The 21,251-nt window shown below is 64.2% G+C and carries 21 protein-coding genes; 10 read left to right on the top strand and 11 right to left on the bottom strand.

Translation table 11 applies throughout. From position 1 onward, the window contains the following. Nucleotides 1-61: 61 nt before the first annotated feature. Nucleotides 62-487 (bottom strand): flagellar biosynthesis repressor FlbT, encoded by a 426-nt coding sequence (gene flbT, locus WN72_RS31840; protein WP_092213379.1) that lies wholly within the window; start codon nucleotides 485-487, stop codon nucleotides 62-64. Between the two features lie 323 nt (nucleotides 488-810). Between flbT and WN72_RS31835 the strand changes: the two genes are divergently transcribed. From WN72_RS31835 to flaF, 4 genes are all read left to right on the top strand, one after another. Beyond that, nucleotides 811-3,054 (top strand): DUF1522 domain-containing protein, encoded by a 2,244-nt coding sequence (locus WN72_RS31835; RefSeq protein WP_194482933.1) that lies wholly within the window; start codon nucleotides 811-813, stop codon nucleotides 3,052-3,054. A 323-nt stretch (nucleotides 3,055-3,377) separates the two neighbouring features. Next, nucleotides 3,378-5,618, top strand: a complete 2,241-nt coding sequence (locus tag WN72_RS31830; RefSeq protein ID WP_027560340.1) for a DUF1522 domain-containing protein — start codon at nucleotides 3,378-3,380, stop codon at nucleotides 5,616-5,618. 242 nt (nucleotides 5,619-5,860) lie between these two features. Next, the gene (locus tag WN72_RS31825) at nucleotides 5,861-8,101 is read left to right on the top strand and encodes a DUF1522 domain-containing protein (RefSeq protein WP_027560339.1); all 2,241 of its coding nucleotides are present in this window, start codon (nucleotides 5,861-5,863) and stop codon (nucleotides 8,099-8,101) included. A gap of 291 nt (nucleotides 8,102-8,392) precedes the next feature. After that, nucleotides 8,393-8,761 (top strand): flagellar biosynthesis regulator FlaF, encoded by a 369-nt coding sequence (flaF, locus tag WN72_RS31820; RefSeq protein ID WP_027560338.1) that lies wholly within the window; start codon nucleotides 8,393-8,395, stop codon nucleotides 8,759-8,761. Nucleotides 8,762-8,829: 68 nt separating this feature from the next. Here flaF and WN72_RS31815 read toward each other — a convergent pair whose 3' ends face one another. The 4 genes from WN72_RS31815 to WN72_RS31800 all read right to left on the bottom strand — a co-directional run bounded on the left by WN72_RS31815 (nucleotide 8,830) and on the right by WN72_RS31800 (nucleotide 11,354). Beyond that, nucleotides 8,830-9,189: a hypothetical protein gene (locus tag WN72_RS31815; protein WP_027560337.1), complete on the bottom strand. Its 360-nt coding sequence runs from the start codon at nucleotides 9,187-9,189 to the stop codon at nucleotides 8,830-8,832. Between the two features lie 159 nt (nucleotides 9,190-9,348). Beyond that, on the bottom strand, nucleotides 9,349-9,846 hold the full coding sequence (locus WN72_RS31810) for a hypothetical protein (RefSeq protein WP_027560336.1): 498 nt from the start codon (nucleotides 9,844-9,846) through the stop codon (nucleotides 9,349-9,351). 12 nt (nucleotides 9,847-9,858) lie between these two features. Beyond that, nucleotides 9,859-10,230: a flagellar assembly peptidoglycan hydrolase FlgJ gene (gene flgJ, locus WN72_RS31805; RefSeq protein WP_027560335.1), complete on the bottom strand. Its 372-nt coding sequence runs from the start codon at nucleotides 10,228-10,230 to the stop codon at nucleotides 9,859-9,861. After that, nucleotides 10,230-11,354, bottom strand: coding sequence for a flagellar basal body P-ring protein FlgI (locus WN72_RS31800; RefSeq protein ID WP_027560334.1), 1,125 nt, complete (start codon nucleotides 11,352-11,354; stop codon nucleotides 10,230-10,232). The genes flgJ and WN72_RS31800 overlap by 1 nt, the downstream gene beginning before the upstream one ends. Before the next feature lie 284 nt (nucleotides 11,355-11,638). On the opposite strand from WN72_RS31800, the gene WN72_RS31795 reads away from it, so the two are divergent. Next, nucleotides 11,639-12,052 carry a flagellar assembly protein FliX gene (locus tag WN72_RS31795; RefSeq protein ID WP_027560333.1) on the top strand — a complete coding sequence of 138 codons (414 nt, stop codon included), beginning with the start codon at nucleotides 11,639-11,641 and terminating at the stop codon, nucleotides 12,050-12,052. A 185-nt stretch (nucleotides 12,053-12,237) separates the two neighbouring features. On the opposite strand, the gene WN72_RS31790 is transcribed toward WN72_RS31795, so the two are convergent. After that, nucleotides 12,238-12,609: a winged helix-turn-helix transcriptional regulator gene (locus WN72_RS31790; RefSeq protein ID WP_092213791.1), complete on the bottom strand. Its 372-nt coding sequence runs from the start codon at nucleotides 12,607-12,609 to the stop codon at nucleotides 12,238-12,240. A gap of 146 nt (nucleotides 12,610-12,755) precedes the next feature. Here WN72_RS31790 and WN72_RS31785 point away from each other — a divergent pair, with 146 nt between their 5' ends. Together WN72_RS31785 and dksA are read left to right on the top strand one after the other, a co-directional pair. Next, on the top strand, nucleotides 12,756-13,367 hold the full coding sequence (locus tag WN72_RS31785) for an NAD(P)-dependent oxidoreductase (RefSeq protein WP_092213388.1): 612 nt from the start codon (nucleotides 12,756-12,758) through the stop codon (nucleotides 13,365-13,367). A gap of 216 nt (nucleotides 13,368-13,583) precedes the next feature. Then, on the top strand, nucleotides 13,584-13,949 hold the full coding sequence (gene dksA / locus WN72_RS31780; RefSeq protein WP_008554760.1) for an RNA polymerase-binding protein DksA: 366 nt from the start codon (nucleotides 13,584-13,586) through the stop codon (nucleotides 13,947-13,949). Nucleotides 13,950-14,233: 284 nt separating this feature from the next. Here dksA and WN72_RS31775 read toward each other — a convergent pair whose 3' ends face one another. Beyond that, the gene (locus tag WN72_RS31775) at nucleotides 14,234-14,632 is read right to left on the bottom strand and encodes a winged helix-turn-helix transcriptional regulator (RefSeq protein ID WP_194482932.1); all 399 of its coding nucleotides are present in this window, start codon (nucleotides 14,630-14,632) and stop codon (nucleotides 14,234-14,236) included. Nucleotides 14,633-14,729: 97 nt separating this feature from the next. On the opposite strand from WN72_RS31775, the gene WN72_RS31770 reads away from it, so the two are divergent. Together WN72_RS31770 and WN72_RS31765 are read left to right on the top strand one after the other, a co-directional pair. After that, on the top strand, nucleotides 14,730-15,758 hold the full coding sequence (locus WN72_RS31770) for an SDR family oxidoreductase (RefSeq protein ID WP_092213390.1): 1,029 nt from the start codon (nucleotides 14,730-14,732) through the stop codon (nucleotides 15,756-15,758). Between the two features lie 81 nt (nucleotides 15,759-15,839). Next, nucleotides 15,840-16,619, top strand: a complete 780-nt coding sequence (locus tag WN72_RS31765) for a 2-keto-4-pentenoate hydratase (protein WP_092213392.1) — start codon at nucleotides 15,840-15,842, stop codon at nucleotides 16,617-16,619. Nucleotides 16,620-16,885: 266 nt separating this feature from the next. Here WN72_RS31765 and flgH read toward each other — a convergent pair whose 3' ends face one another. From flgH to flgF, 4 genes are read right to left on the bottom strand one after another with little or no spacing between them, the layout of a single operon-like run. Beyond that, complete coding sequence (gene flgH / locus WN72_RS31760) at nucleotides 16,886-17,647, bottom strand: flagellar basal body L-ring protein FlgH (RefSeq protein WP_092213394.1); 762 nt, start codon at nucleotides 17,645-17,647, stop codon at nucleotides 16,886-16,888. A gap of 3 nt (nucleotides 17,648-17,650) precedes the next feature. After that, nucleotides 17,651-18,790 (bottom strand): flagellar basal body P-ring formation chaperone FlgA, encoded by a 1,140-nt coding sequence (flgA, locus tag WN72_RS31755; protein ID WP_167380652.1) that lies wholly within the window; start codon nucleotides 18,788-18,790, stop codon nucleotides 17,651-17,653. A 10-nt stretch (nucleotides 18,791-18,800) separates the two neighbouring features. After that, complete coding sequence (gene flgG / locus WN72_RS31750) at nucleotides 18,801-19,589, bottom strand: flagellar basal-body rod protein FlgG (protein ID WP_027560325.1); 789 nt, start codon at nucleotides 19,587-19,589, stop codon at nucleotides 18,801-18,803. A 16-nt stretch (nucleotides 19,590-19,605) separates the two neighbouring features. Next, the gene (flgF, locus tag WN72_RS31745; RefSeq protein WP_027560324.1) at nucleotides 19,606-20,367 is read right to left on the bottom strand and encodes a flagellar basal-body rod protein FlgF; all 762 of its coding nucleotides are present in this window, start codon (nucleotides 20,365-20,367) and stop codon (nucleotides 19,606-19,608) included. 379 nt (nucleotides 20,368-20,746) lie between these two features. On the opposite strand from flgF, the gene fliL reads away from it, so the two are divergent. Next, nucleotides 20,747-21,247: a flagellar basal body-associated protein FliL gene (gene fliL / locus WN72_RS31740; RefSeq protein WP_027560323.1), complete on the top strand. Its 501-nt coding sequence runs from the start codon at nucleotides 20,747-20,749 to the stop codon at nucleotides 21,245-21,247. The last annotated feature ends 4 nt before the right edge of the window (nucleotides 21,248-21,251 follow it).

Below are 21,251 nucleotides of genomic sequence, written 5' to 3'. Positions count from 1 at the left end.
AAGCGAACGGCCCCGGAGGTGATCCGGGGCCGTTGTCGTTCAGGCGGAGGATGCGGCTCGATCAAGCGGCCGAACTGACGTCGCCGTTCGGATGGGTGGCTTTGTACTGGTCGCGCAGCTTGTCTTCATAGGCGATCAGCTTGCGGGCCTCCTTGAGGGCCCGGTAGAGGTCGCCGCTCATGATGTTGTTGTTGATGCCCTCGATGATCGGCCAGGAGCTCGGCACTGCGGTGACGATGTCACGCACGAGGTTGAAGTAGGTGCCGTGCTGGGTCTGCGGATCCGGCGAGATGTACATCAGCTGGACCGCCAGATAGACGAGCTTGGCGGGGCTGTCGGCGGTCTCCGGCGTGAGGATATCGCGCTCGCGCAGGATCGGCACGTTCTCGCCGTCGATCAGAAGACGGGCGCGCTGGTCCGTGTTGGTGATCACGGAGTTGCCGACGATGATGCGTTCGTGCGGTTTGAGCTCGACCTTGAGAGCCATGCCTGTTCTCCATCAACTATTTTGTAACGAGCGGCGCGCGTCCCGGTGAATGACAACTGCCGACCCTGATTTGGGTCCAATCCTTGCTGAATGTGGTTAACGGGTCGTAAAGATTCGCGGTCGTGTTGAAGAGCGTAACGATCTCAATGGCTTGAGCGGCTGCAAAGAGCTGCGCTGCAAGCGTGCGGGACGGCGCTTGGGGCCCGACGCGGACAAACCGGCGGTTTCATTTCACGGATTGTTAGAGGCTCGGAGGCACCGTCCGCCGGTCGTTTGATCAATCTCGGTCAAACAGGACGCGTAGCTACCAGAAAGGTAACAGTATGTCCGGTATCGTTCTCTCCTCTTCGGTTCGTCAGAACCTCCTCTCCCTCCAGTCCACCGCCGACCTCCTCGCCACCACCCAGTCCCGTCTGTCGACCGGCAAGAAGGTGAACTCGGCGCTCGATAATCCCACCAACTTCTTCACGGCACAGTCGCTCGACAACCGCGCCAGCGACATCAACAACCTGCTCGATGGCATCGCCAACGGTGTGCAGGTGCTCCAGGCCGCCAACACCGGTATCACCTCGCTGCAGAAGCTGCTGGACTCCGCGAAGTCGATCGCCAACCAGGCGCTGCAGACCACGGTCGGCTATTCGACCAAGTCGAATGTCTCGACCACGATTGCTGGCGCAACGGCCTCCGACCTGCGCGGCACCACGACCTACACCAGCACGACCGCGCTCTCCAACGTGCTGTTCTCCGGCGCGTCCGGTGGCGCGACCGTTGCGACCGGAACGACGACGCTCGGCGGTGTCACCGCTGCCCTGACCGGCTCGGCTGCAGTGGCCGGCGACGGTACGACCGCCTTCACCGGCGCCTTGAAGCTGGCCGGTACCGCCGGTGCGACGACCATCGCTTCCGGTGCGGCACCAACCGACGGTGAAACGCTGACCGTCGATGGCCACACGATCACTTTCAAGGCCGCGGACGTTCCGACCGGCGCGAATATCCCGTCGGGATCCGGCACCGTCGGCAATGTCCTCACGGACGGTAACGGCAACTCGACCGTCTATCTTGGCGCTACGGCTGCCACGGGTAGTGCGCAGGACCTGCTGAATGCCATCGACATTGCCAGCGGAGCTCAGACGGTTTCGATCGCCAGTGGCACTGCTACCCTGAGCGGCGGCGGCACTGCTAACAGCATCGCCGCCGGCAAGGTCACCCTGAACACGGGTACCGGCGCTGACCTCAGCATTTCCGGCAGGGCCGACCTTCTGAAGGCCCTCGGCCTGACGGGCGCGGCCGGCAGCGGCCAGGTCACCGTCACCCAGGCGCGTTCGACCACTTCGACCACGCTCGGAACCCTGATCCAGGACGGATCGACGCTGAACGTGGACGGCAAGACGATCACATTCTCGAACGCGAAGACGCCCACCACAGTCGCAACCGGTTCCACCCAGGTCGGCAATTTGGTCACGGATGGCAACGGCAACTCGACCGTTTACCTTCAGGCCGGCAACGTCAACGACGTTCTGAACGCCATCGATCTTGCGACCGGTGTGCAGACCGTCAAGACGGCGGGTGCTTCCGGTGCCCTGCAGACGACCGCAGGCGCCAAGAACTCGTCGATCGTGGCCGGCGCGCTCAACCTCTCGACCGGTGCGAACGCGGACCTGTCGATCACCGGCACCAAGAATGCGCTGTCGGCGCTCGGCCTGACCGGCTCCACCGGCACCGGCACCGCCTTCACCGCGAGCCGTTCCGCGGCGTCGGGTGGCATCTCGGGCAAGACCTTGACCTTCAGCTCCTTCAACGGCGGCGCGGCGGTCAACGTCACCTTTGGTGATGGCACCGGCGGCACGGTCAAGACGCTCGATCAGCTCAACACGCAGCTGCAGGCGAACAACCTGTCGGCCACGATCGACGCCAACGGCCTGCTCACGGTCTCGGCCACCAACGACTACGCGTCCTCGACGATCGGATCTGCCACCGCCGGTGGTACGATCGGTGGTACGATCACCTCGGCTCTGACCTGGTCGAACGCCACCGCGCCGGTTGCCGATGCCGTTGCTCAGGCCACCCGTACCAACCTGGTGTCCCAGTACAACAACATCCTGACCCAGATCGACACGACCTCGCTGGACGCCTCGTTCAACGGTGTCAACCTGCTCAACGGCGACCAGCTCAAGCTGGTGTTCGACGAGACCGGTAAGTCCAACCTGAACATCACGGGCGTGACCTTCAACTCGAAGGGTCTGGGTCTCGCCTCGCTGGTGCAGGGCACCGACTTCATCGACAACGCGGCCACCAACAAGGTCCTGACCAACCTGAACTCGGCGTCGAGCACGCTACGTTCGGAAGCCTCGACGCTCGGTTCGAACCTCTCGGTGGTGCAGGTGCGTCAGGACTTCAACAAGAACTTGATCAACGTGCTCCAGACCGGCTCGTCCAACCTGACGCTGGCCGACACCAACGAGGAAGCGGCCAACAGCCAGGCGCTGTCGACCCGCCAGTCGATCGCGGTCTCGGCGCTGTCGCTCGCCAACCAGTCGCAGCAGAGCGTGCTCCAGCTGCTCCGCTAATAAGCGGCTGACATCGCAATCAAGTCATGGCGGCGGGGCTTCGGCCCCGCCGCTTTCTTTTTGCGCAGCCGATCGAGAGGTGGTCTGGCGGCTCCGAAAAGTAACTCTTGGTTATGGTTAACAGGGAGCAAACGCCGAAAAAACGTGAGGAGTTTCAGGTCGATCGTCAACGATCTTGACCCGCTCTCTGAGCCTTATGGTGAACCGGCGCTTACGGCTCGTGAGAAGGTTTCACCCTTTGTTAGCCATGTCCGCGCAGGCTGTGCCCGTCACTCGATCCGAAGCGATCGAACGAAGACGCGTAAACCAGAAGGGTAAGAGTTATGTCCGGTATTGTTCTCTCTGCGTCGGTTCGTCAGAACCTGCTCTCTCTCCAGTCCACCGCCGACCTCCTCGCCACCACCCAGTCGCGTCTGTCGACCGGCAAGAAGGTGAACACGGCGCTCGACAACCCCACCAACTTCTTCACGGCACAGTCGCTCGACAACCGCGCCAGCGACATCAACAACCTGCTCGATGGCATTGCCAACGGCGTGCAGGTGCTGCAGGCCGCCAACACCGGCATCACCTCGCTGTCGAAGCTGCTGGACTCCGCGAAGTCGATCGCCAACCAGGCGCTGCAGACCACGGTCGGCTATTCGACCAAGTCGAATGTCTCGACCACGATTGCTGGCGCAACGGCCTCCGACCTGCGCGGCACCACGACCTACACCAGCACGACTGCTCTCTCGAACGTGGTGTTCGACGGTAGTGCGGGCGGTACCACCGTTGCGTCCGGAACAACCACGCTCGGCGGCGGGTCCGCTTCGCTGGTCGGATCCGCGGCGCCTGACGGTGCAGGAACTGCGGCCAAACTGGCTACGACCCTTACGCTCGCCGGCACCCCCTCAGCGACAACCATTGCCGCCAAGGGCGCGCCTTCGGACGGCGAGACGTTGACGGTCGATGGGCACACGATCACCTTCAAGGCGGCCGACGTTCCGACCGCGGCGCCCTCAGGCTCGAGCAAGGTTGGCAACATCGTTACGGACGGCAACGGAAACTCTACCGTCTACACGGGTGCCACGGCTCCAACCGGCTCGGTGCAGGACCTGCTCAATGCGATCGATCTGGCGACCGGAGCTGGGAAACTTAACGGCGCTGGTAATGCCGTCGTCGCCGGCTCGGGCACTTTGGCTTCCGTTAGCGCAGGTGGTGTTCTTACCCTCACGACTGGTACCGGTGCTGATCTTAGCGTCACTGGCCGGGCCGACCTCCTGAAGGCCCTGGGCCTGACCGGGGCAGGGGGCAGCGGTAGCGTCACTGTGACCCAGGCGCGCTCAACCGCCTCAGGCACACTCGGCACTTTGATCAAGGACGGCTCGACGCTGAACGTGGACGGCAAGACGATCACGTTCTCGAACGCGGCGACGCCCACCACAGTCGCAACGGGCTCCACCCTGGTCGGCAATTTGGTCACGGATGGAAACGGCAACTCGACCGTTTACCTTCAGGCCGGCAACGTCAATGACGTTCTGAACGCCATCGATCTCGCGACCGGTGTGCAGACCGTCAAGACGGCGGGTGCTTCCGGTGCCCTGCAGACGACCGCAGGCGCCAAGAACTCGTCGATCGTGGCCGGCGCGCTCAACCTCTCGACCGGTGCGAACGCGGACCTGTCGATCACAGGTTCGGGCAACGCATTGTCGGCGCTCGGCCTGACCGGCTCCACCGGCACCGGCACCGCCTTCACGGCGAGCCGCGCCGCATCGGCCGGCGGTGTCTCGGGCAAGACCTTGACCTTCTCCTCCTTCAACGGCGGCACGGCGGTCAACGTCACCTTCGGCGACGGCACCGGCGGCACGGTCAAGACGCTCGATCAGCTCAACACGCAGCTGCAGGCAAACAACCTGTCGGCCACGATCGACGCCAACGGCCTGCTCACGATCTCGGCGACCAACGACTATGCGTCCTCGACGATCGGATCTGTGATCGCTGGTGGCACGATCGGCGGCACGATCACGACCTCACTGACCTGGACGAACGCGACGACGCCGACCGTCGACGCAGTTGCCCAGGCCACCCGCTCGAACCTGGTTGCCCAGTACAACAACATCATGTCGCAGATCGACACGACCTCGGTCGACTCGTCCTTCAACGGCGTGAACCTCTTGAACGGCGATCAGCTCAAGCTGGTGTTCGACGAGACCGGCAAATCGAGCCTGAACATCACCGGCGTGACCTTCAACTCGAAGGGTCTGGGGTTGGCCGGCCTGGTACAGGGTGTCGATTTCATAGACAACTCCGCGACCAACAGAGTGCTGGCCAAGCTGAACGCAGCCTCGAGCACGCTGCGGTCGGAAGCCTCGACGCTCGGTTCGAACCTCTCGGTCGTGCAGGTGCGTCAGGACTTCAACAAGAACCTGATCAACGTGCTCCAGACCGGCTCGTCCAACCTGACGCTGGCCGACACCAACGAGGAAGCGGCCAACAGCCAGGCGCTGTCGACCCGCCAGTCGATCGCGGTCTCGGCGCTGTCGCTGGCCAACCAGTCGCAGCAGAGCGTGCTCCAGCTGCTCCGCTAATAAGCGCCTGAAATCACGGAACTAAAACTGGCGGCGGGGCTTCGGCCCCGCCGCTTTTTTCGTTCGTGCAGGGGCTCGATCGAGCCCGTGTTCCGGGCCGGGGAGGGCGCTAACCCGGCATTAACCCTATCCCTTAAGTCGCCGTTAACCATACTTTAAAGGACAGCCCCTAAAACTCGACAAAAGCCCGCTTTCCAGATCGGCGAGCCCGATTCGTATCCGGTTCAAAAGGAAGACCGCCAATGTCCAACATCGTTCTCTCGGCGTCAGTTCGCCAGAACCTGTTGTCGCTGCAATCAACGGCCGACCTGCTCGCCACCACCCAGTCCCGACTGTCGACCGGCAAGAAGGTGAACACGGCGCTGGACAACCCGACCAACTTCTTCACCGCGCAGGGGTTGGACAACCGGGCAAGCGACATCAGCAACCTGCTCGACGGTATCAACAACGGTGTGCAGGTGCTTCAGGCGGCCAACACCGGCATCACCTCGCTGCAAAAGCTGATCGACAGCGCCAAGTCGATCGCCAACCAGGCGCTGCAGACCACGGTCGGCTACTCGACCAAGTCGAACATCTCGACCACGATCCCCGGCGCGACGCCGGCGGATCTGCGCGGCACCACGAGCTACACTTATGCGACCGCGACCGGCAACGTCGTCACCAACGGCACGGGCGGCGGTACGACTCCGATCACCACCGGCACCACGCTCGGCGGCGTTTCGCAAGCCCTGACCGGTAACGCCGCTCCCGACGGTGCGGGCACGGCGGCCAGCCTTGCGCCGAATCTCAAGTTGCTCGGTACGCCGAGCGCCACCACCATTGCGGCGAACGGCGCACCATCCGACGGCGATGTGTTGATTGTCGACGGCAAGACCATCACCTTCCGGGCAGGGGCCGCCCCTGCGGTCGCCAACGTTCCCGCCGGCTCAGGCAAGAACAACAACGTCGTCACCGACGGCAATGGCAACTCCACGGTTTACCTCGGAACAGCTGCCGCCCCGGCCGCCTCCGTCCAGGACGTGATGGACGCGATCGATCTCGCAAGCGGCGTGCAAACCGCGGCGATCACGGGTGGCACCGCAACGCTGTCGAACTCCTCGGGCGCCAACGCCTCCATCGCCGGCGGCCAGCTCACCCTCACCACCGGCACCGGCGCCGATCTCAGCATCACGGGCAAGGCCGACTTCCTCAAGGCGCTGGGCCTGACCACCGCGACCGGCTCCGGCAATGTCAATGTGACCAAGGCGCGTCTGACCGCCCCAGCCACGCTGGGCACGCTCGTTCAGGACGGATCCACGCTCAACGTCGACGGCAAGACGGTCACGTTCAAGAACGCGGCCGCGCCTGCTGCCGCGCCGACCGGGTCGACCAAGATCGGCAACATCGTCACCGACAACAATGGCAACTCCGTCGTCTACCTCCAGGGCGCAACCGTTCAGGATTCGCTCAACGCGGTCGATCTGGCGTCGGGCGCCGGTATCGTCAGTGGCGGCGCCGTGGTCGCGGCCAGCGGTTCGTCGCTGTCCACCGTCGTCAACGGCGCTCTCAAGCTCAGCACCGGTACCACCGCAGATCTGTCGATCACCGGAACGGGCAACGCGCTGTCCGCGTTCGGGCTGACCGGTCCGACCGGCACGGGCACCGCCTTCACCGCGGGACGCTCGCCGGGTCCGGGCAGCATTTCGGGCAAGACGCTGACCTTCACCTCCTTCAACGGCGGCACGCCCGTGAACGTCACCTTCGGCGACGGCACCAACGGCACGGTCAAGACGCTCGACCAGCTCAACAATCAGCTTCAAGCCAACCACCTGACGGCGACGATCGACGCCAACGGCGTGCTCACGATCACCACCGTCAACGAATACGCCTCCTCGACGCTCGGCTCGGTGACCGCCGGCGGCGTCGTCGGCGGCACGATCACCGGCACGGTTGCCTTCACGACCGCGCAGCCGCCGATCCAGGATCCCGTGGCGCAGACGGCGCGCTCCAATCTGGTCAACCAGTTCAACAACATCCTGGCGCAGATCGACACCACTTCGCAGGACGCTTCGTTCAACGGCGTCAACCTGCTCAACGGCGACACGCTGAAGCTCGTCTTCAACGAGACCGGCAGTTCGACGCTCAGCATCAACGGCGTGGTGTTCAACGCGGCCGGCCTCGGCCTCAGCAACCTCGTCAACGGCGTCGACTTCATCGACAACGGTGCGACCAACAAGGTGCTGGCGAGCCTGAATGCGGCCTCAAGCACGCTGCGCTCGGAAGGTTCCGCGCTCGGCTCCAACCTCTCGATCGTGCAGGTGCGTCAGGACTTCTCGAAGAACCTGATCAACGTGCTGCAGACCGGCTCGTCCAACCTGACGCTGGCCGACACCAACGAGGAAGCGGCCAACAGCCAGGCGCTGTCGACCCGCCAGTCGATCGCGGTCTCCGCGCTGTCGCTCGCCAACCAGTCGCAGCAGAGCGTGCTCCAGCTGCTCCGCTAGTCTCGCGGCGTAAGAAATTGAATCGTAACGTCGCGGCGGAGCTCATGCTCCGCCGTTTTTATGGAGATCGCTAAGGCAGGATTAGCCGAGATCGATGCGCATCATGCGAGACGTGTTTACAGCGCGCATGTGCACATCTAGCTTCGCGATGACGAAGGACTCCGCGACCCGTAATAGTCCGGAGGGCTTCCAAGCAGACACGTAAGCAAATCTTAAGCGGTGCTGCCTAGGGTTGGGAAAGAAATCCTTAAGCGCGTTCAACGGGCTAGGTAAACCTCCAAGGTGTGATTGATGTCGAATTCCGCTGCCTCGGCTTACGCGCGTGTCGCAACGACCACCGCCTCTCCCCGGGACATCGAAGCGCAAACCCTGCTGAAGGCCGCCAACAAGCTTCAGGATGCCGTCAACAGCGCCGATCCGCTCAGCGAGCAGACCATGCAGGCGCTGATGTTCAATCGCAAGCTCTGGACGATCTTCCTCAGCGAGGCGATGCGCGACACCAATCCGCAGCCGCTCGACGTCCGGCAGAAGATCGCCAATATCAGCGTGTTCGTGCTGAGCCAGACCGCCGCGCTCCAGATGAGCCCGCAGTTCGATCACTTCCGTCCGCTGATCGAGATCAACCGCAACATTGCCGCCGGTCTGTCCGGCCGCCCGTAAGGACGGTGCTCCCCGCGACCGGCTCAACCTATCTCGGCACCGCGCTTGCTATGCGCGACACCTGATCGTCAGGCGCTGAGGTCCGTATTGAGCGGACGCGAGGGCTGGGCCTTCAGATCCTCCGCATGGAAGTAAGCCCGCCGGCGCAGCATCGCCTCGTCGGGAAACTGGTTGACCACTGCGTCGGTCTTCTCGTTGACCACCTGAAAAACGAACGAGGCGGCCGCCTGGTCGAACACGACCTGGCGCGAGATGTTCTGATTGTTCTGGAGATCATTGCGCACGGCCGCGCTGGTATCGCTCGCGGCGACCGTCTGGCTCACCGGCAAATCAGTTTGCACGGCCTCGTTCGCCGCCGAATTCGACGTCGTCACGATCTGCGCGGGGGCCGGTATCCCCACCGGCCGGATGCTGAAATCTGTACTCATGGCAGCCTCCTGGTTGCCTTACGCGAGTCAAATCCCAACCCCTCTCAATGCGCAACCATGGAACACCAGGATTGAAGACCGGGTAAGGAAACGTGCCTAACCGCGCGACGAGATCGCCGCGCGGTTTTTCGTAAAATTGTCGCTTGTTGTTGCGCGCGCTCAGAGCGAGCGGCTGACCGCGAGCGGCGTGATGTGGCGCGGGCCGGGAGCGGCGCGGCGTCCTGCGGCCGTATAGGTGTTCGGGACGTTGCGCTTCTGGATCTCGGCGTTGACGCCCCGCACGACGCTCTCGGAGACCGCATGTGCGGTGGCAAGCACCGTGAGATTGACCTGGAGCATGGCGCGGAACGCGTCGTGATGACGATGCAGCGTCGAGAGCAGCTCGGGTGCGGATTTCGCCAGCTGGGCCTGGTTGGCCTTTAATTCACTGACGGCGACGACATAGTTCTTCGACAGCTCCTGCTTCCTGCTCTCGAGCGTCATCGCCTCGCGGACCTTGCCGGCACGGACGAGCTCGGTCTCGCGTTCGATCAGGCCGAGCAGGGCGTTCATCGCATCCATCAGGTTCTCGGCGAGCTTGCGCGCTTCAATGCTGCCGGGCGCGGTGTTCGGGCGCTGCGCTGGCATCGGCTGACGTGCGGCGGTGAATTGGTTCATCTCGTTTTGACCTTATGCCGTGCGGATGGTTTTCGCCTGCTGCATGATCAGGGTGCGGTAGACCTCGGTGGCAACGCCGACGCCGCCGGCCTTGGCGAAGTTCTTGGAATATTGCTCGGTCAGCATCGAGCGCCACACGCCGGTGCCCGGCGTGTCGCCGAATGGGCCTTCGCCCTTCAGGCCCGAGGTCATCTGCGAGAACATGCTGTTGAGGAACATCGCCTCGAAATCGGTGGCGGTCTTCTGCGCCTTGGCCTGCTGCTGCGGCGAGACCTTCTGCAGCGCGGCGGCGAGCTCGAAATCGGGGCGGCCGTTCCGGCTCTCGACGGAGAAGGCCGGGGAGTAGGTGGTGAGGTGCGGGGTGTTGATCGTGCTCGTCTGCATCACATCACCTCGATGTCGGCTTCGATCGCGCCGGCGGCCTTGATCGCCTGGAGGATGCTGATGAGATCGCGCGGGCCGATGCCGAGGCCGTTGAGGCCGTCGACGAGCTGCTGGAGCGAGACGCCGTCCTTGACGAGAGCCAGTTTCCTGCCGTCCTCGGTGACGGAGACGCTGCTACGCGGCGCGACCACGGTGCGGCCGCGTGACAGTGGGTTGGGCTGGCTGACCTGCGGGCTCTCCGAGATCGTGACCGTGAGGTTGCCCTGCGCCACCGCGACGGTGGCGACGCGGACGTCGCGGCCCATCACGATGATGCCGCTGCGTTCGTCGATGATGATCTTGGCGGCCAGATCAGGGTCGACCTGGAGCTGCTCGATCTCGGTGAGGAAGGCGACGACGTTGCCCTTGAACTCCGGCGGGATCGAAAGCTGCACCGTCGAGGGATCGATCGGCTCAGCGGTCTTGACGCCGAGATAGTCGTTGATCGCCGCTGCGATCCGTTTGGCGGTGGTGAAATCGGCATTGCGCAGCGCCAGGCGCACGTTCGGCAGCCGGTTGAGCGCGAACTCGATCTCGCGCTCGATGATGGCGCCGTTGGCGATGCGGCCCACGGTCGGCACGCCGCGCACGATTTTTGCAGCTTCGCCTTCGGCCTGGAAGCCGGAGATCGCGAGCGAGCCCTGTGCCACCGCATAGACGTTGCCGTCGGCACCGAGCAGGGGCGTGACGAGGAGGGTGCCGCCCTGGAGGTTCTTGGCATCGCCGAGCGCGGAGACGGTGACGTCCATGCGCGTGCCTTGCGTGGCGAAGGCCGGCAGATTGCCCGTGACCATCACCGCGGCGACGTTGCCGGTGCGGATGGTGGCGCCGCGGATGTTGACGCCCATGCGCTCGAGCATCGCTTGCAGCGACTGCTTGGTGAAGGGGATGTTGTTGAGCGTGTCGCCGGTGCCGTTGAGGCCGACGACGAGGCCGTAGCCGATGAGCTGGTTCTGCCGCACGCCTTCGATGTTGGCGAGGTCCTTGATGCGCGAGGTCGCAGCCGCCGAACTGACCGACAGCGCCAGCGCCGACAGCGCGGCGCAGGCCACCCCAACAATCCTCACCCAACGAACGCCTGGCATTCTCTGCTCCCCAAGGCCCCTCAAAAAGCCTCCTCAAATCGAAGGACCTTCTGCGACACTCCCATGACGAGCTGGTCCGACGCTTTCCTTGCGAGCGCTGTGCCAACCCGGCGCAGTGGAGCTAGATCGCTGAATAGGTTGAATAAATCTGTTTCGACCGGTGTCAGCGGCCGTTGTCTCTGAGGAGCGAAACTGCCGCATGTCGGCAGATTTTGCCGGGCTGTTTACGTCCCGTTAACCATAAAACAGCGAAGGTGAGGCATCGATCACCCGGATTGCTTCCGATGCGCATCTACGGACCGAACGGCACCACGCTTGGAGCGCCGGCCAGCCAGGCCAGGCGAACGGGCTCGGGCACCTTCGTGCTGCCCGACACCTCGTCGGCGCAGGAGACGCGGAGCGCCGCCGCACCGAAGGCTGCCGGCAATATCGACGCGCTGATCGCGCTGCAAGGCATCGAGGAGGATCCGGTCGAGCGCCGCAAGCGCTCGGTCGCCCGCGGCAAGACCGCGCTCGACGTGCTCGACGATCTCAAGATGGGGCTTCTCTCCGGCAATCTCGACGCCTCGACCGTGATGCGGCTGCGCGATGCGGCGGCGAATTTGAAGTCGTCCTCGGGCGATGCCGGACTGGATGCCGTGCTTGCCGAGATCGAGCTGCGCGTCGAGGTCGAGCTGGCCAAGGCCGGGCAGGCCTGATCGTTATCCGTCACCCCCGCGCAACGGCGAAGCCGTTGTCGCCTGAGGTGGCCGCTTCTCCAGCGGCCCTCGAAGGGCGACGGCCCCGCTGAAGCATCTCGGCCGTACATCCTTCGAGGCTCCCGGCGCGATGCTTTGCATCGCGCCACTCGCACCCCAGGATGACGGGTCTGCCACTCGTCCTGTTAAGCCGCTTCATCCTTCAGCTGCGCGTCGTAGCGGCGCTGGGCGGCGAGGACGTCTTTCAGATTTTGCTCGGCCCAGTCGCGCAGGGGATCGACTGCGGCGGCGAGGGTTATGCCGAGCTGCGTGATCGAATACTCCACCGTCACAGGCACGGTCGCGATGGCGCGGCGCTTGATCAGGCCGTCGCGTTCGAGCGATTTGAGAACCTGGCTCAGCATCTTCTGCGAAATGCCTTCAATCGTCCGGCGCAACTGATTGAAGCGCATCGGCTCCTCGCGCAGCAGCAACAGGATCAGCACCGCCCATTTGTCGCCGACGCGATCGAGGATCTGGCGCGTGGGGCAGTTCGCTGCATAGACGTCGGGTTTCATCATTGGGGTCCTCAGATCCATTTCCGTTCCGGCGGTTACGCGGGTTACTCCGGCGTAATCAGGTAAGCACAAAGTGCTCTCTTAACACCAGCATTCTTTGCGATATCTAGTCACCGATAGTTACTATAGAAGCAAAGGAGCCTTCCATGAAAATCTCAGTCGCCGGCGCCTCGGGCCGGGCCGGGTCGGAGATCACCAAGGAACTGTCGCGCCGCGGCCACGCGGTCACGGCCATCGCCCGCAATCCCGACAAGATCGCGGCTCTGCCGAATGTCACGCCGACCAAGGGCGACGTGCTCGACCAGGCCGGCCTCGCCAAGCTGTGGGCGGGGCACGACGTTGCGGTGAGTTCCGTGCACTTCCTCGCCAGCGACCCGCTCAAGCTGATCGGTGCGGCGAAGCAGTCCGGCGTAAGCCGCTACCTCGTCGTCGGTGGCGCGGGCAGCCTGGAGGTCGCTCCCGGCGTGAAGCTGGTCACAACCCCCGGTTTTCCCGCCCAGTACAAGGCCGAGGCCGAGAAGGGTTCCAACTTCCTCGACCTGCTGCGGCAGGAGAAAGACCTGAACTGGACCTTCATCTCGCCATCGGCGCTGTTCGTCGAGGGGGAGCGCATTGGCAAGTTCCGGCTCGGGACCGATCAGCTTCTCGCAGATGCGAACGGGAAAAGCTGGATCAGCTTTGCCGACTACGCCATTGCACTGGCCGACGAGATCGAGCGCCCGGCCCATCTGAGGCAGCGCTTCACGGTCGGCTACTAGGCCTTCGGCCGCCCCCCAGGCTCTCCAGGATAAACCTTCCTGTGCAAGGGCTTGGGGGCGGCACCTGGGCGATCAGGACAATATTGTCTGTCACAGGACGTAGCTATATAAGGCCCCGCTCAACGGACCCCGTTCCGTTAGCGAGTCGTTGCTTAGACAGATGGGCCGCCCTTGGAAAAGTTGAAAAACTACCGACCAACCGAAAAAGAGCCTTTCATGAACGACCGGCAGAAGGAGTACTTCCGTTTGAAGCTCCTCGCCTGGAAGGATGAGATCCTCAAAGAGTCCAAGCTCACCCTGCAAGCGTTGCAGGAGGAGAACGTCAACCACCCCGATCTTGCCGATCGGGCATCGTCCGAAACCGACCGCGCCATCGAACTCCGCGCCCGCGACCGCCAGCGCAAGTTGATCGCCAAGATCGACGCCGCGCTCCAGCGTATCGAGGACAACACCTACGGCTATTGCGAGGACACCGGCGAGCCGATCTCTTTGAAGCGGCTCGAAGCCCGACCCATCGCGACGCTCTCGGTGGAAGCGCAGGAGCGCCACGAGAAACGCGAGAAGGTCTATCGCGACGAATAGAGCCCGAGCCGCAGAGTTGCGGCTCTTTGTTTTTGGGACGCAAGGCGCCGTTTCGCGCCGGGACCAGCTTTTTGCCTGTCGCCTGCGGCCGCGCACGTCAATGTGTGAGCGCAATCGCGAAAAGTGAATCGCGATCAATGGGCTAGAGTCACTTCCTCCGAGCTCACGTGAGTTCGGATGAGAAACAGCCTTCACTTCAGGTGGGGGAAGATTTTGCGAGTCGCGTCAACAAGATCGACTCCAAGCTTGCGGCGCTGAACGAGCTGCATCACGCATCGCTGCAATCAGGCCTGTCGCGACGCCGCAAGGCGCGCATCGCCATAGAGCCTGGACCAGCTCAACATTTCCTTAAACGCCGGCAACAGGCCGTAAGCCGCATCCGTCAGCTCGTACTCGACCCTTAAGGGTTTTTCCGCGAACACGGTTCGCGTTACGAGGCCATCCTGCTCGAGCTCGCGCAGTTGCGTCGTCAGCATGTGCTGGGTGATGCCGCCGATCGATCGCCGCAACACGCCGAAACGAACCGCACCGTTCATCAGCGCGAACAGGATCTCCAGCTTCCACTTGCCGCCGAGGGCATGGATGGCCCGCTTGAAGTCGGCGAGCAGGGTAGGGTCCGGGCTGCAATCGCAGTCGCCATCGCAAACGCTGGTCAGGTTTTCCATACCGGTCTCGAAATCCATTCTACTTGTTCCCCCAGGACATAGTGACCAGATGCGGCCTTGAGCAGGGCCATGGCGGAACCAAATTCGCCGGCCTAAGCAGCGAGGGAATTTGGGAATGAGCACTGTTCTGGTCACTGGCGGCTCGGGCTTTGTCGGAGTCCACGTCGTCCTGCAACTGATGGCCGCCGGCCACAAGGTGCGGACCACGGTGCGCCGGCCGGACCGGCGGGACGACGTGCTGGCCATGCTCCGCGAGGGCGGGGCGGCTGCACCGGAGAGCCTGTCGTTCTTCACCGCCGACCTCACCGCGGACGACGGTTGGCGCGAGGCAGCCGCCGGCTGCGATTACGTGCTTCATGTCGCCTCGCCGCTCTCGACCAATGTCCCCGAGGACGAGAGCGAGATGATCATCCCGGCCCGCGACGGCACGCTGCGGGTGCTGCGGTCCGCGCGCGAGGCTGGCGTCAGGCGCGTCGTCATCACCTCGTCGCTGGGTGCAATCGGTTATGGCCATCTGCCGCGCGAAAAACCGTTCGACGAGACCGACTGGACCAATCTCGAGGGCGCCGACGTGCAGCCCTACATCAAGTCCAAGACGCTGGCCGAGCGGGCGGCCTGGGATTTCATCGCGCATGAGGGCGGCGGGCTCGAGCTGTCGGTGGTCAATCCCGCCGGCATTTTCGGCCCCGTGCTGGGGCCGGACTTCTCCGGCTCGATCGAGATCGTCAAATCGCTGCTCGATGGCGCCATGCCGGCGGTGCCGCGGGTCTATTTCGGCGTGGTCGATGTGCGCGACGTCGCCGACCTGCACCTGCGGGCGATGATGGCGCCTGAAGCGAAGGGCGAGCGTTTCATCGCGGTCTCCGGCGAGACGATGTCGATCCTCGATATCGGCAAGGTGCTGCGGCGGGAACTGGGACCGCGGGCGCGGCGGGTTCCGCGGTTCCAGGCCCCGGATTGGCTGGTGCGGCTGGCCGCGACCCGGGTCCCGCTGCTGCGCGCAGTGGTGCCGATGCTCGGACGTGTCAGGCATTCCTCCAGCGCCAAGGCGAGGTCGGTGCTCGGCTGGCAGCCCCGCTCCAATGACGAGGCGATCCTCGCCACCGCCGAAAGCCTGATCCGGCTTGGCCTGGTCAGGAGTTGAGGCCGCCCGGGCGCGCTTGTCAGGCCCGGGCGGGGATGCTGAAGTGCCGTCCTCGATTGGGTAGCGTGGGAGACGGCGCCGATGGACAAGATTCTCGCAGGCGCAAAGGCGATCGCGCTGGCGCGCCGCAACCATGCGCCGCTGGCGGCGCTGGAGCGTCCTCCCGCCGATGAGGCCGAAGGCTACCGGGTCCAGCGGGCGCTGCACGATCTGCTGCTGCCGCATGTCGGGCCGCTGGTCGGCTACAAGATCGGCTGCACCAGCCAGGTGATGCAGGACTATATCGGCATCCCGCACCCTTGCGGTGGCGGCGTGTTCGAGAAGGGAGTGCATGACAGCGGCGCGAAGCTTGCCGCCAAGGACTATGTCCGTGTCGGCGTCGAATGCGAGATCGCGGTGCGGCTGCAGCGCGACCTCGCCGCCGGCGAGGCGCCGTTCACGGCCGAATGGGTCGCCGAGGCGGTCGAGGCCTATCAACCCGCGATCGAGATCGTCGACGACCGCTATGTGAAATGGGAGACGATGGGCGCGCCGACACTGATCGCCGACGATTTCTTCGCCGCCGGCTGCGTGCTGGGCGAGGCGGTGCCGCGCTCGTCGGTGCCGGACCTGAAAGCGGTCAAGGGCCGCGCCATCGTCAACGGCGAGGAGGTCAGCCACGGCACCGGCGCCGACGTGCTCGGCCATCCCCACAACGCGCTCGCCTGGCTCGCCAATCATCTCGCCGCAGAAGGCAAGGGTCTGCATGCGGGGCAGCTCGTGCTGACCGGCAGTCTTGTGAAGACACTGTGGCTGAAAGCCGGCGACAAGGTGCGGATGGAGCTGGATGGGCTGGGCGTGGTCGAGGTGGAGTTTACGTGAGCTCTCCGCGTCGTCATTGCGAGGAGCGAAGCGACGAAGCAATCCAGAGTCTTTCCGCGGAGGGATACTAGATTGCTTCGCTGCGCTCGCAATGACGGGGTGTGAGGCGGCGACGTCGCTACAATTGCGCTGATGTCACGCGCTGCAAGCAAAGCATAGATCGCGAAAACACATGCGGCCCTCGCCAGGGGAGCTAGCGAGGGCCGCGTAGTACACCGTCGTTCGCGCCTAGGTTCGCGAACACGATGTGGGAGCTCGGGAGAGACTTAGAAGGGCAGCAGCACGTCCATGACTTGCTGGCCGTAGCGCGGCTGCTGCACGTCCATGATCTGGCCGCGGCCGCCATAGGCGATGCGGGCCTGTGCGATCTTGGTGGAATCGATGGTGTTGTCGCTCTGGATGTCTTCGGGGCGGACGATGCCGGCGACCACGAGCTCGCGGATCTCGTAATTGACGCGGATCTCCTGCTTGCCCTCGACCACGAGGTTGCCGTTCGGCAGCACCTGGGTCACGACGGCGGCGACGTTGGTCTGCAACGCTTCCGTGCGGTTGACCGAGCCCTTGCCGTCGCTGGAGGCGGAGGAGTCGGCAGTGAGGATGCGGCCGGGCAGGATCTTGTTCGCCTGCGTGATGGTCTTGGACCCGATGAAATCGGTAATGCCGGAATCTTCCGAGTTGGTGCGGCTGCGCTGGGTCTCGTTGGCGATGTTGGCCTTGTCGGTGATGTTCACGGTCACCGTGAGCAGGTCTCCGATCTGGTGGGCGCGCTGGTCCTTGAAGAAGGCGCGGCTGCCGTTGCGCCACAGCGAGTTCGGATTGTAGGAGGCGACTTCCGGCTTCGGCATCGGCATTTGCACCGGCTTGTAGCCGGGCTGCGTCGTCGGATTGTCGATCGCCGACAATTTCGGTTGCTCGCCGATCTGCGACAGCCGGTCGATCGAGGAGCAGCCGCCCAGCGCGCTGGCTGTCAGCAGCAGGGCAGAGATCGCGATGCGACGAAAACGGGAAGCCGAACTGAACGAGGACATGACTTACTCTGACTTGGCTGGAGCTTGCGAGACGCGAGTTTGCGGGATCTGGGCTTGTGCGACCTGAGCCTGTGATGCGGGAGCCTGGACCAGGTTCCGGACGAGAGCCGCTGTGTCGACGGGTGCGGGCGCTTCGTCCCGCTTCAGCGAGGAGGTCTGCTCGACCGCAGGTGCCATCGGTGCGGACTGGCTCGCGCCCTGGACCGTCACCTGACCGCGGCCGGTGACGACACCGGTCAGGGTGCGCTTGGTCTGGAGGTTGAGGACGCTCACGGTGTCGCCCTCGGCGCCGCTCTCGATCGCCTTGCCGCGGGTGGTGAGGTAGATGCCGGGCACCTGATAGATGACGGTGACGCTCTGGTCGCGCTGCACGAAGTCGGGCTTGACGATGTCGGCGACGCGGATCGGGGTGCCCGCGCGCATCGGCCGGCGCAGCTGCATGCCGATGGTGCGCTCGCGCGAGGCGGGCTCGCCGGTGACTTCCGCCTTGGGCCGCCGCTCCAGCGAGATGTCGGAGGATTTGAGGAGGTCCGCGCGGTCGATGTCGCGCGTCAGCACGGCCACTTCCACCGTCTCGATCGCGGTGCCGGTGAAGCGCAGCTTGGTCGGCGTCGGATTGCTGTCGTTGCTGACCTCGAAGGCGATGTCGAAACGGCCGCTGCGGGCGTCGTAGCGGGTCGCCACCGGCTGGAGCGCGCCGGTGTTGGAGGCATCCAGCCGCATGTCGGAGACGCCGCGGTCGAAGGTCACGGTGATGTTGGCGGCATCCCCAAGGCCGAAGCGGCGATCGAGCGCGGAGGCGACCGCGATCTCGAGATCCTTGTTCGCGAGCGTGCGGGCGAGGCGGGTGACCTGGACCTCCTTGATATCGCCGGTCATCACGCCGATCACCTGCTTGGCGCGGAGCACGCTCAGCACCTGGGCGACCGGCAGCGCGCCGGTGGTGCCGAGATCGGGCGAGCGGTAGACCGGGATCAGGGCGGCCGAGCCGGCATTGTCGATGAGGTCGCCGACCCGCACCACGTCCGACGTCACGGTGACGCTGGCGCGCAGCATCGGCACGGCGATGACGTCGTCGGCGGCCTGCGCCGGCAGGGCCAGCATCAAGAGAGCGGAGATCGTGGCGATTGTGGTGCGGATCATCGTCATCACCTCAGCGGAACAGCGCCGTGGTCGATTGCATCATCTGGTCGGCGGCGCTGATGACCTTGGCGTTCATCTCGTAGGCGCGCTGCGCGGCGATCAGGTCGCTCATCTCCGAGACGACGTCGACATTGGCCTGCTCCAGGCTGCCTTGCGTGATCTTGCCGTAGCCTTCGGAGTTCGCGGTGCCGTCCTGCGGCGGACCGGAGGAGGGCGTCTCGGTGAACTGATTGCTGCCGACCGGCTGAAGGCCGGCCTTGTTGATGAAACGGGTGAGGCCGATCTGGCCGAGCACGGTCGAGGTCGACGAGCCCGGCAGCGTCACCGAGACCTGGCCCTGCTCGTTGACGGCGAGGCCCGAGGCATTGTTCGGGATCGTGATCGTCGGCTGCACCGGGTTGCCCTGCGCGGTGACGACGCGGCCCTGATTGTCCATCTGGAAGGTGCCGTCGCGGGTGTACTGGTAGGTGCCGTCGGGCATCAGGATCTTGAAGAAGCCTTCGCCAGAGACCGCGAGGTCGAGATCGTTGCCGGTCTGCGACAGCGTTCCCTGCGTCATGCTGCGCGGCGTGCCGACGGTCTTGACGCCGCCGCCGATGTCGACGCCGACAGGCACGATGGTGCCCTGATCGGAGGCCTGCGCGCCGACGCGACGGACGTGCTCGTAGATCAGGTCCTGGAACGCCGCGGTCTGCTTCTTGAAGCCGGTGGTGCGCAAGTTGGCGATGTTGTTGGAGATCACCTGAACGTTGAGTTCCTGTGCCGCCATTCCGGTCGCTGCGGTGTGAAGCGCCTGCATGTCAGTTCTCTCCTAATCAGGCCGGAACGTCGGCGAGCTTCTCGATCGCCGATTTGTGGAGGTCGCTCTGCTGCTGGAGCAGGTTGGCGATGGCGGTGTAGCTGCGCATGACCTCGACCATGCGGCTCATCTCGCCGACCGCATTCACGTTCGACTTCTCGATGTAGCCTTGCTGCGCCGTGGACTTGGTGTCGGCCTGCTGGGTCGCCGATCCCGCGCTGTAGAGGTTGGCGCCGAGCTTGCTCAGCTTGGCCGGATCGTCGAACGACACCATGCGGATCTTGCCGCGAATCGAGTCGGTCTTGGCGGTGCCCTCGAGCACGGTGATGGTGCCGTCGGGCGCGATGTTGATGTCGTGGTCGGTCGGCTGGAACGTGATCGGTCCGCCGGTGCCGAGGACGAGGTTGCCGTCGGAGGTAACGAGCTGGCCGGTGCTGCTGAGCGTGAATTTGCCGTCGCGAGTATAGCGCTCGGCGCCGTTGGCCTGCACCGCGAAGAATGCGTTGCCCGAGATCGCTACGTCGAGCGGGTTCTTGGTCTCCTCCATCGGCCCCTGGCCGACGTCGCGGAAGGTGCCGCGGTCCTGCACATAGGAGACGCGCCGGTCGGAGCCGACGAAATTGTCTTCGCGCGCGTTCGAGTTGAGGTACTCCTCGAACAGCGAATGGTCGGCCTTGAAGCCGTTGGTGTTGGCATTGGCGACGTTGTTGGCGATGACATCCATCTGCCGTTCCAACGTCATCTGCCGCGACAGGCCGATCAGAAGCGCGTTCTGCATCGGAAATCTCCCCTGAGTGGGCCTGCCACCTCGCTCTCCCAAGCGCCTTGGCGGACCCGTGAACGAGACTGTCAGGTTCTCCCAAACCGTTCGGTCTCGCCCCTCTCTCAGCGAAAGCCGTGCCAACTCATAAAAATTAGATATTACAATGATTTATCGATTTTTCAGCCGCGCCGGCAGGCGGCAGAAAGGTTCTGTTAGCCATGTTTGCCCGGCAGATTTTTCCTAGCAGAGGCCCAATCGAAAGGTTCCGTTAACCATTATTACCGTAGCGTTTGCGTGTAAGAGGAGCGCATTGCGCTGGGGCATTTGTATCGCGTCACTGTCTGCCAGGAGGCTTCGCTCTTTCGATTCCTTTGAGAGATGAGCCGGGCGACCCATGGCAGAGAATGAAGCGGAAGGCGGCGCAGCCACTGAGGGCGCAGAAGCCGCTCCGCCGAAGAACAAGCTGAAGCTCATCATCATGGCCGTCGGCCTGCTCGCCGTCCTCGGCGGCGGGGCTGCGACCTGGTTCTTCTTCTTCCGCCATGGCGAGGACGAGCATCATGCCGAGGCGGCGCCGCCGCCCAAGCCGCCGGCCTTCGTCGACGTCCCCGACATGATGGTCAACCTCGCCGGCGCGCCGGGCGAGCGCGTGCAATATCTGCGGCTCAAGATCGTGCTGGAGCTGAAGGAAGAGAAGCAGATCGAGGCGATCAAGCCGACGATGCCGCGCGTCACCGACATCTTCCAGACCTATGTGCGTGAACTGCGCCCCTCCGACCTCAACGGCTCCGCCGGCATCTTCCGCCTCAAGGAAGAGCTGACCAAGCGCGTCAACGCGGCGGTCGCGCCGATCCAGGTCAGCGCGGTGCTGTTCAAGGAAGTCGTGGTCCAGTGAGGGT

The sequence above is a fragment of the Bradyrhizobium arachidis genome, assembly GCF_015291705.1.
Lineage (GTDB): Bacteria > Pseudomonadota > Alphaproteobacteria > Rhizobiales > Xanthobacteraceae > Bradyrhizobium > Bradyrhizobium arachidis.
This window is presented reverse-complemented; position numbering and strand designations above follow the sequence as displayed.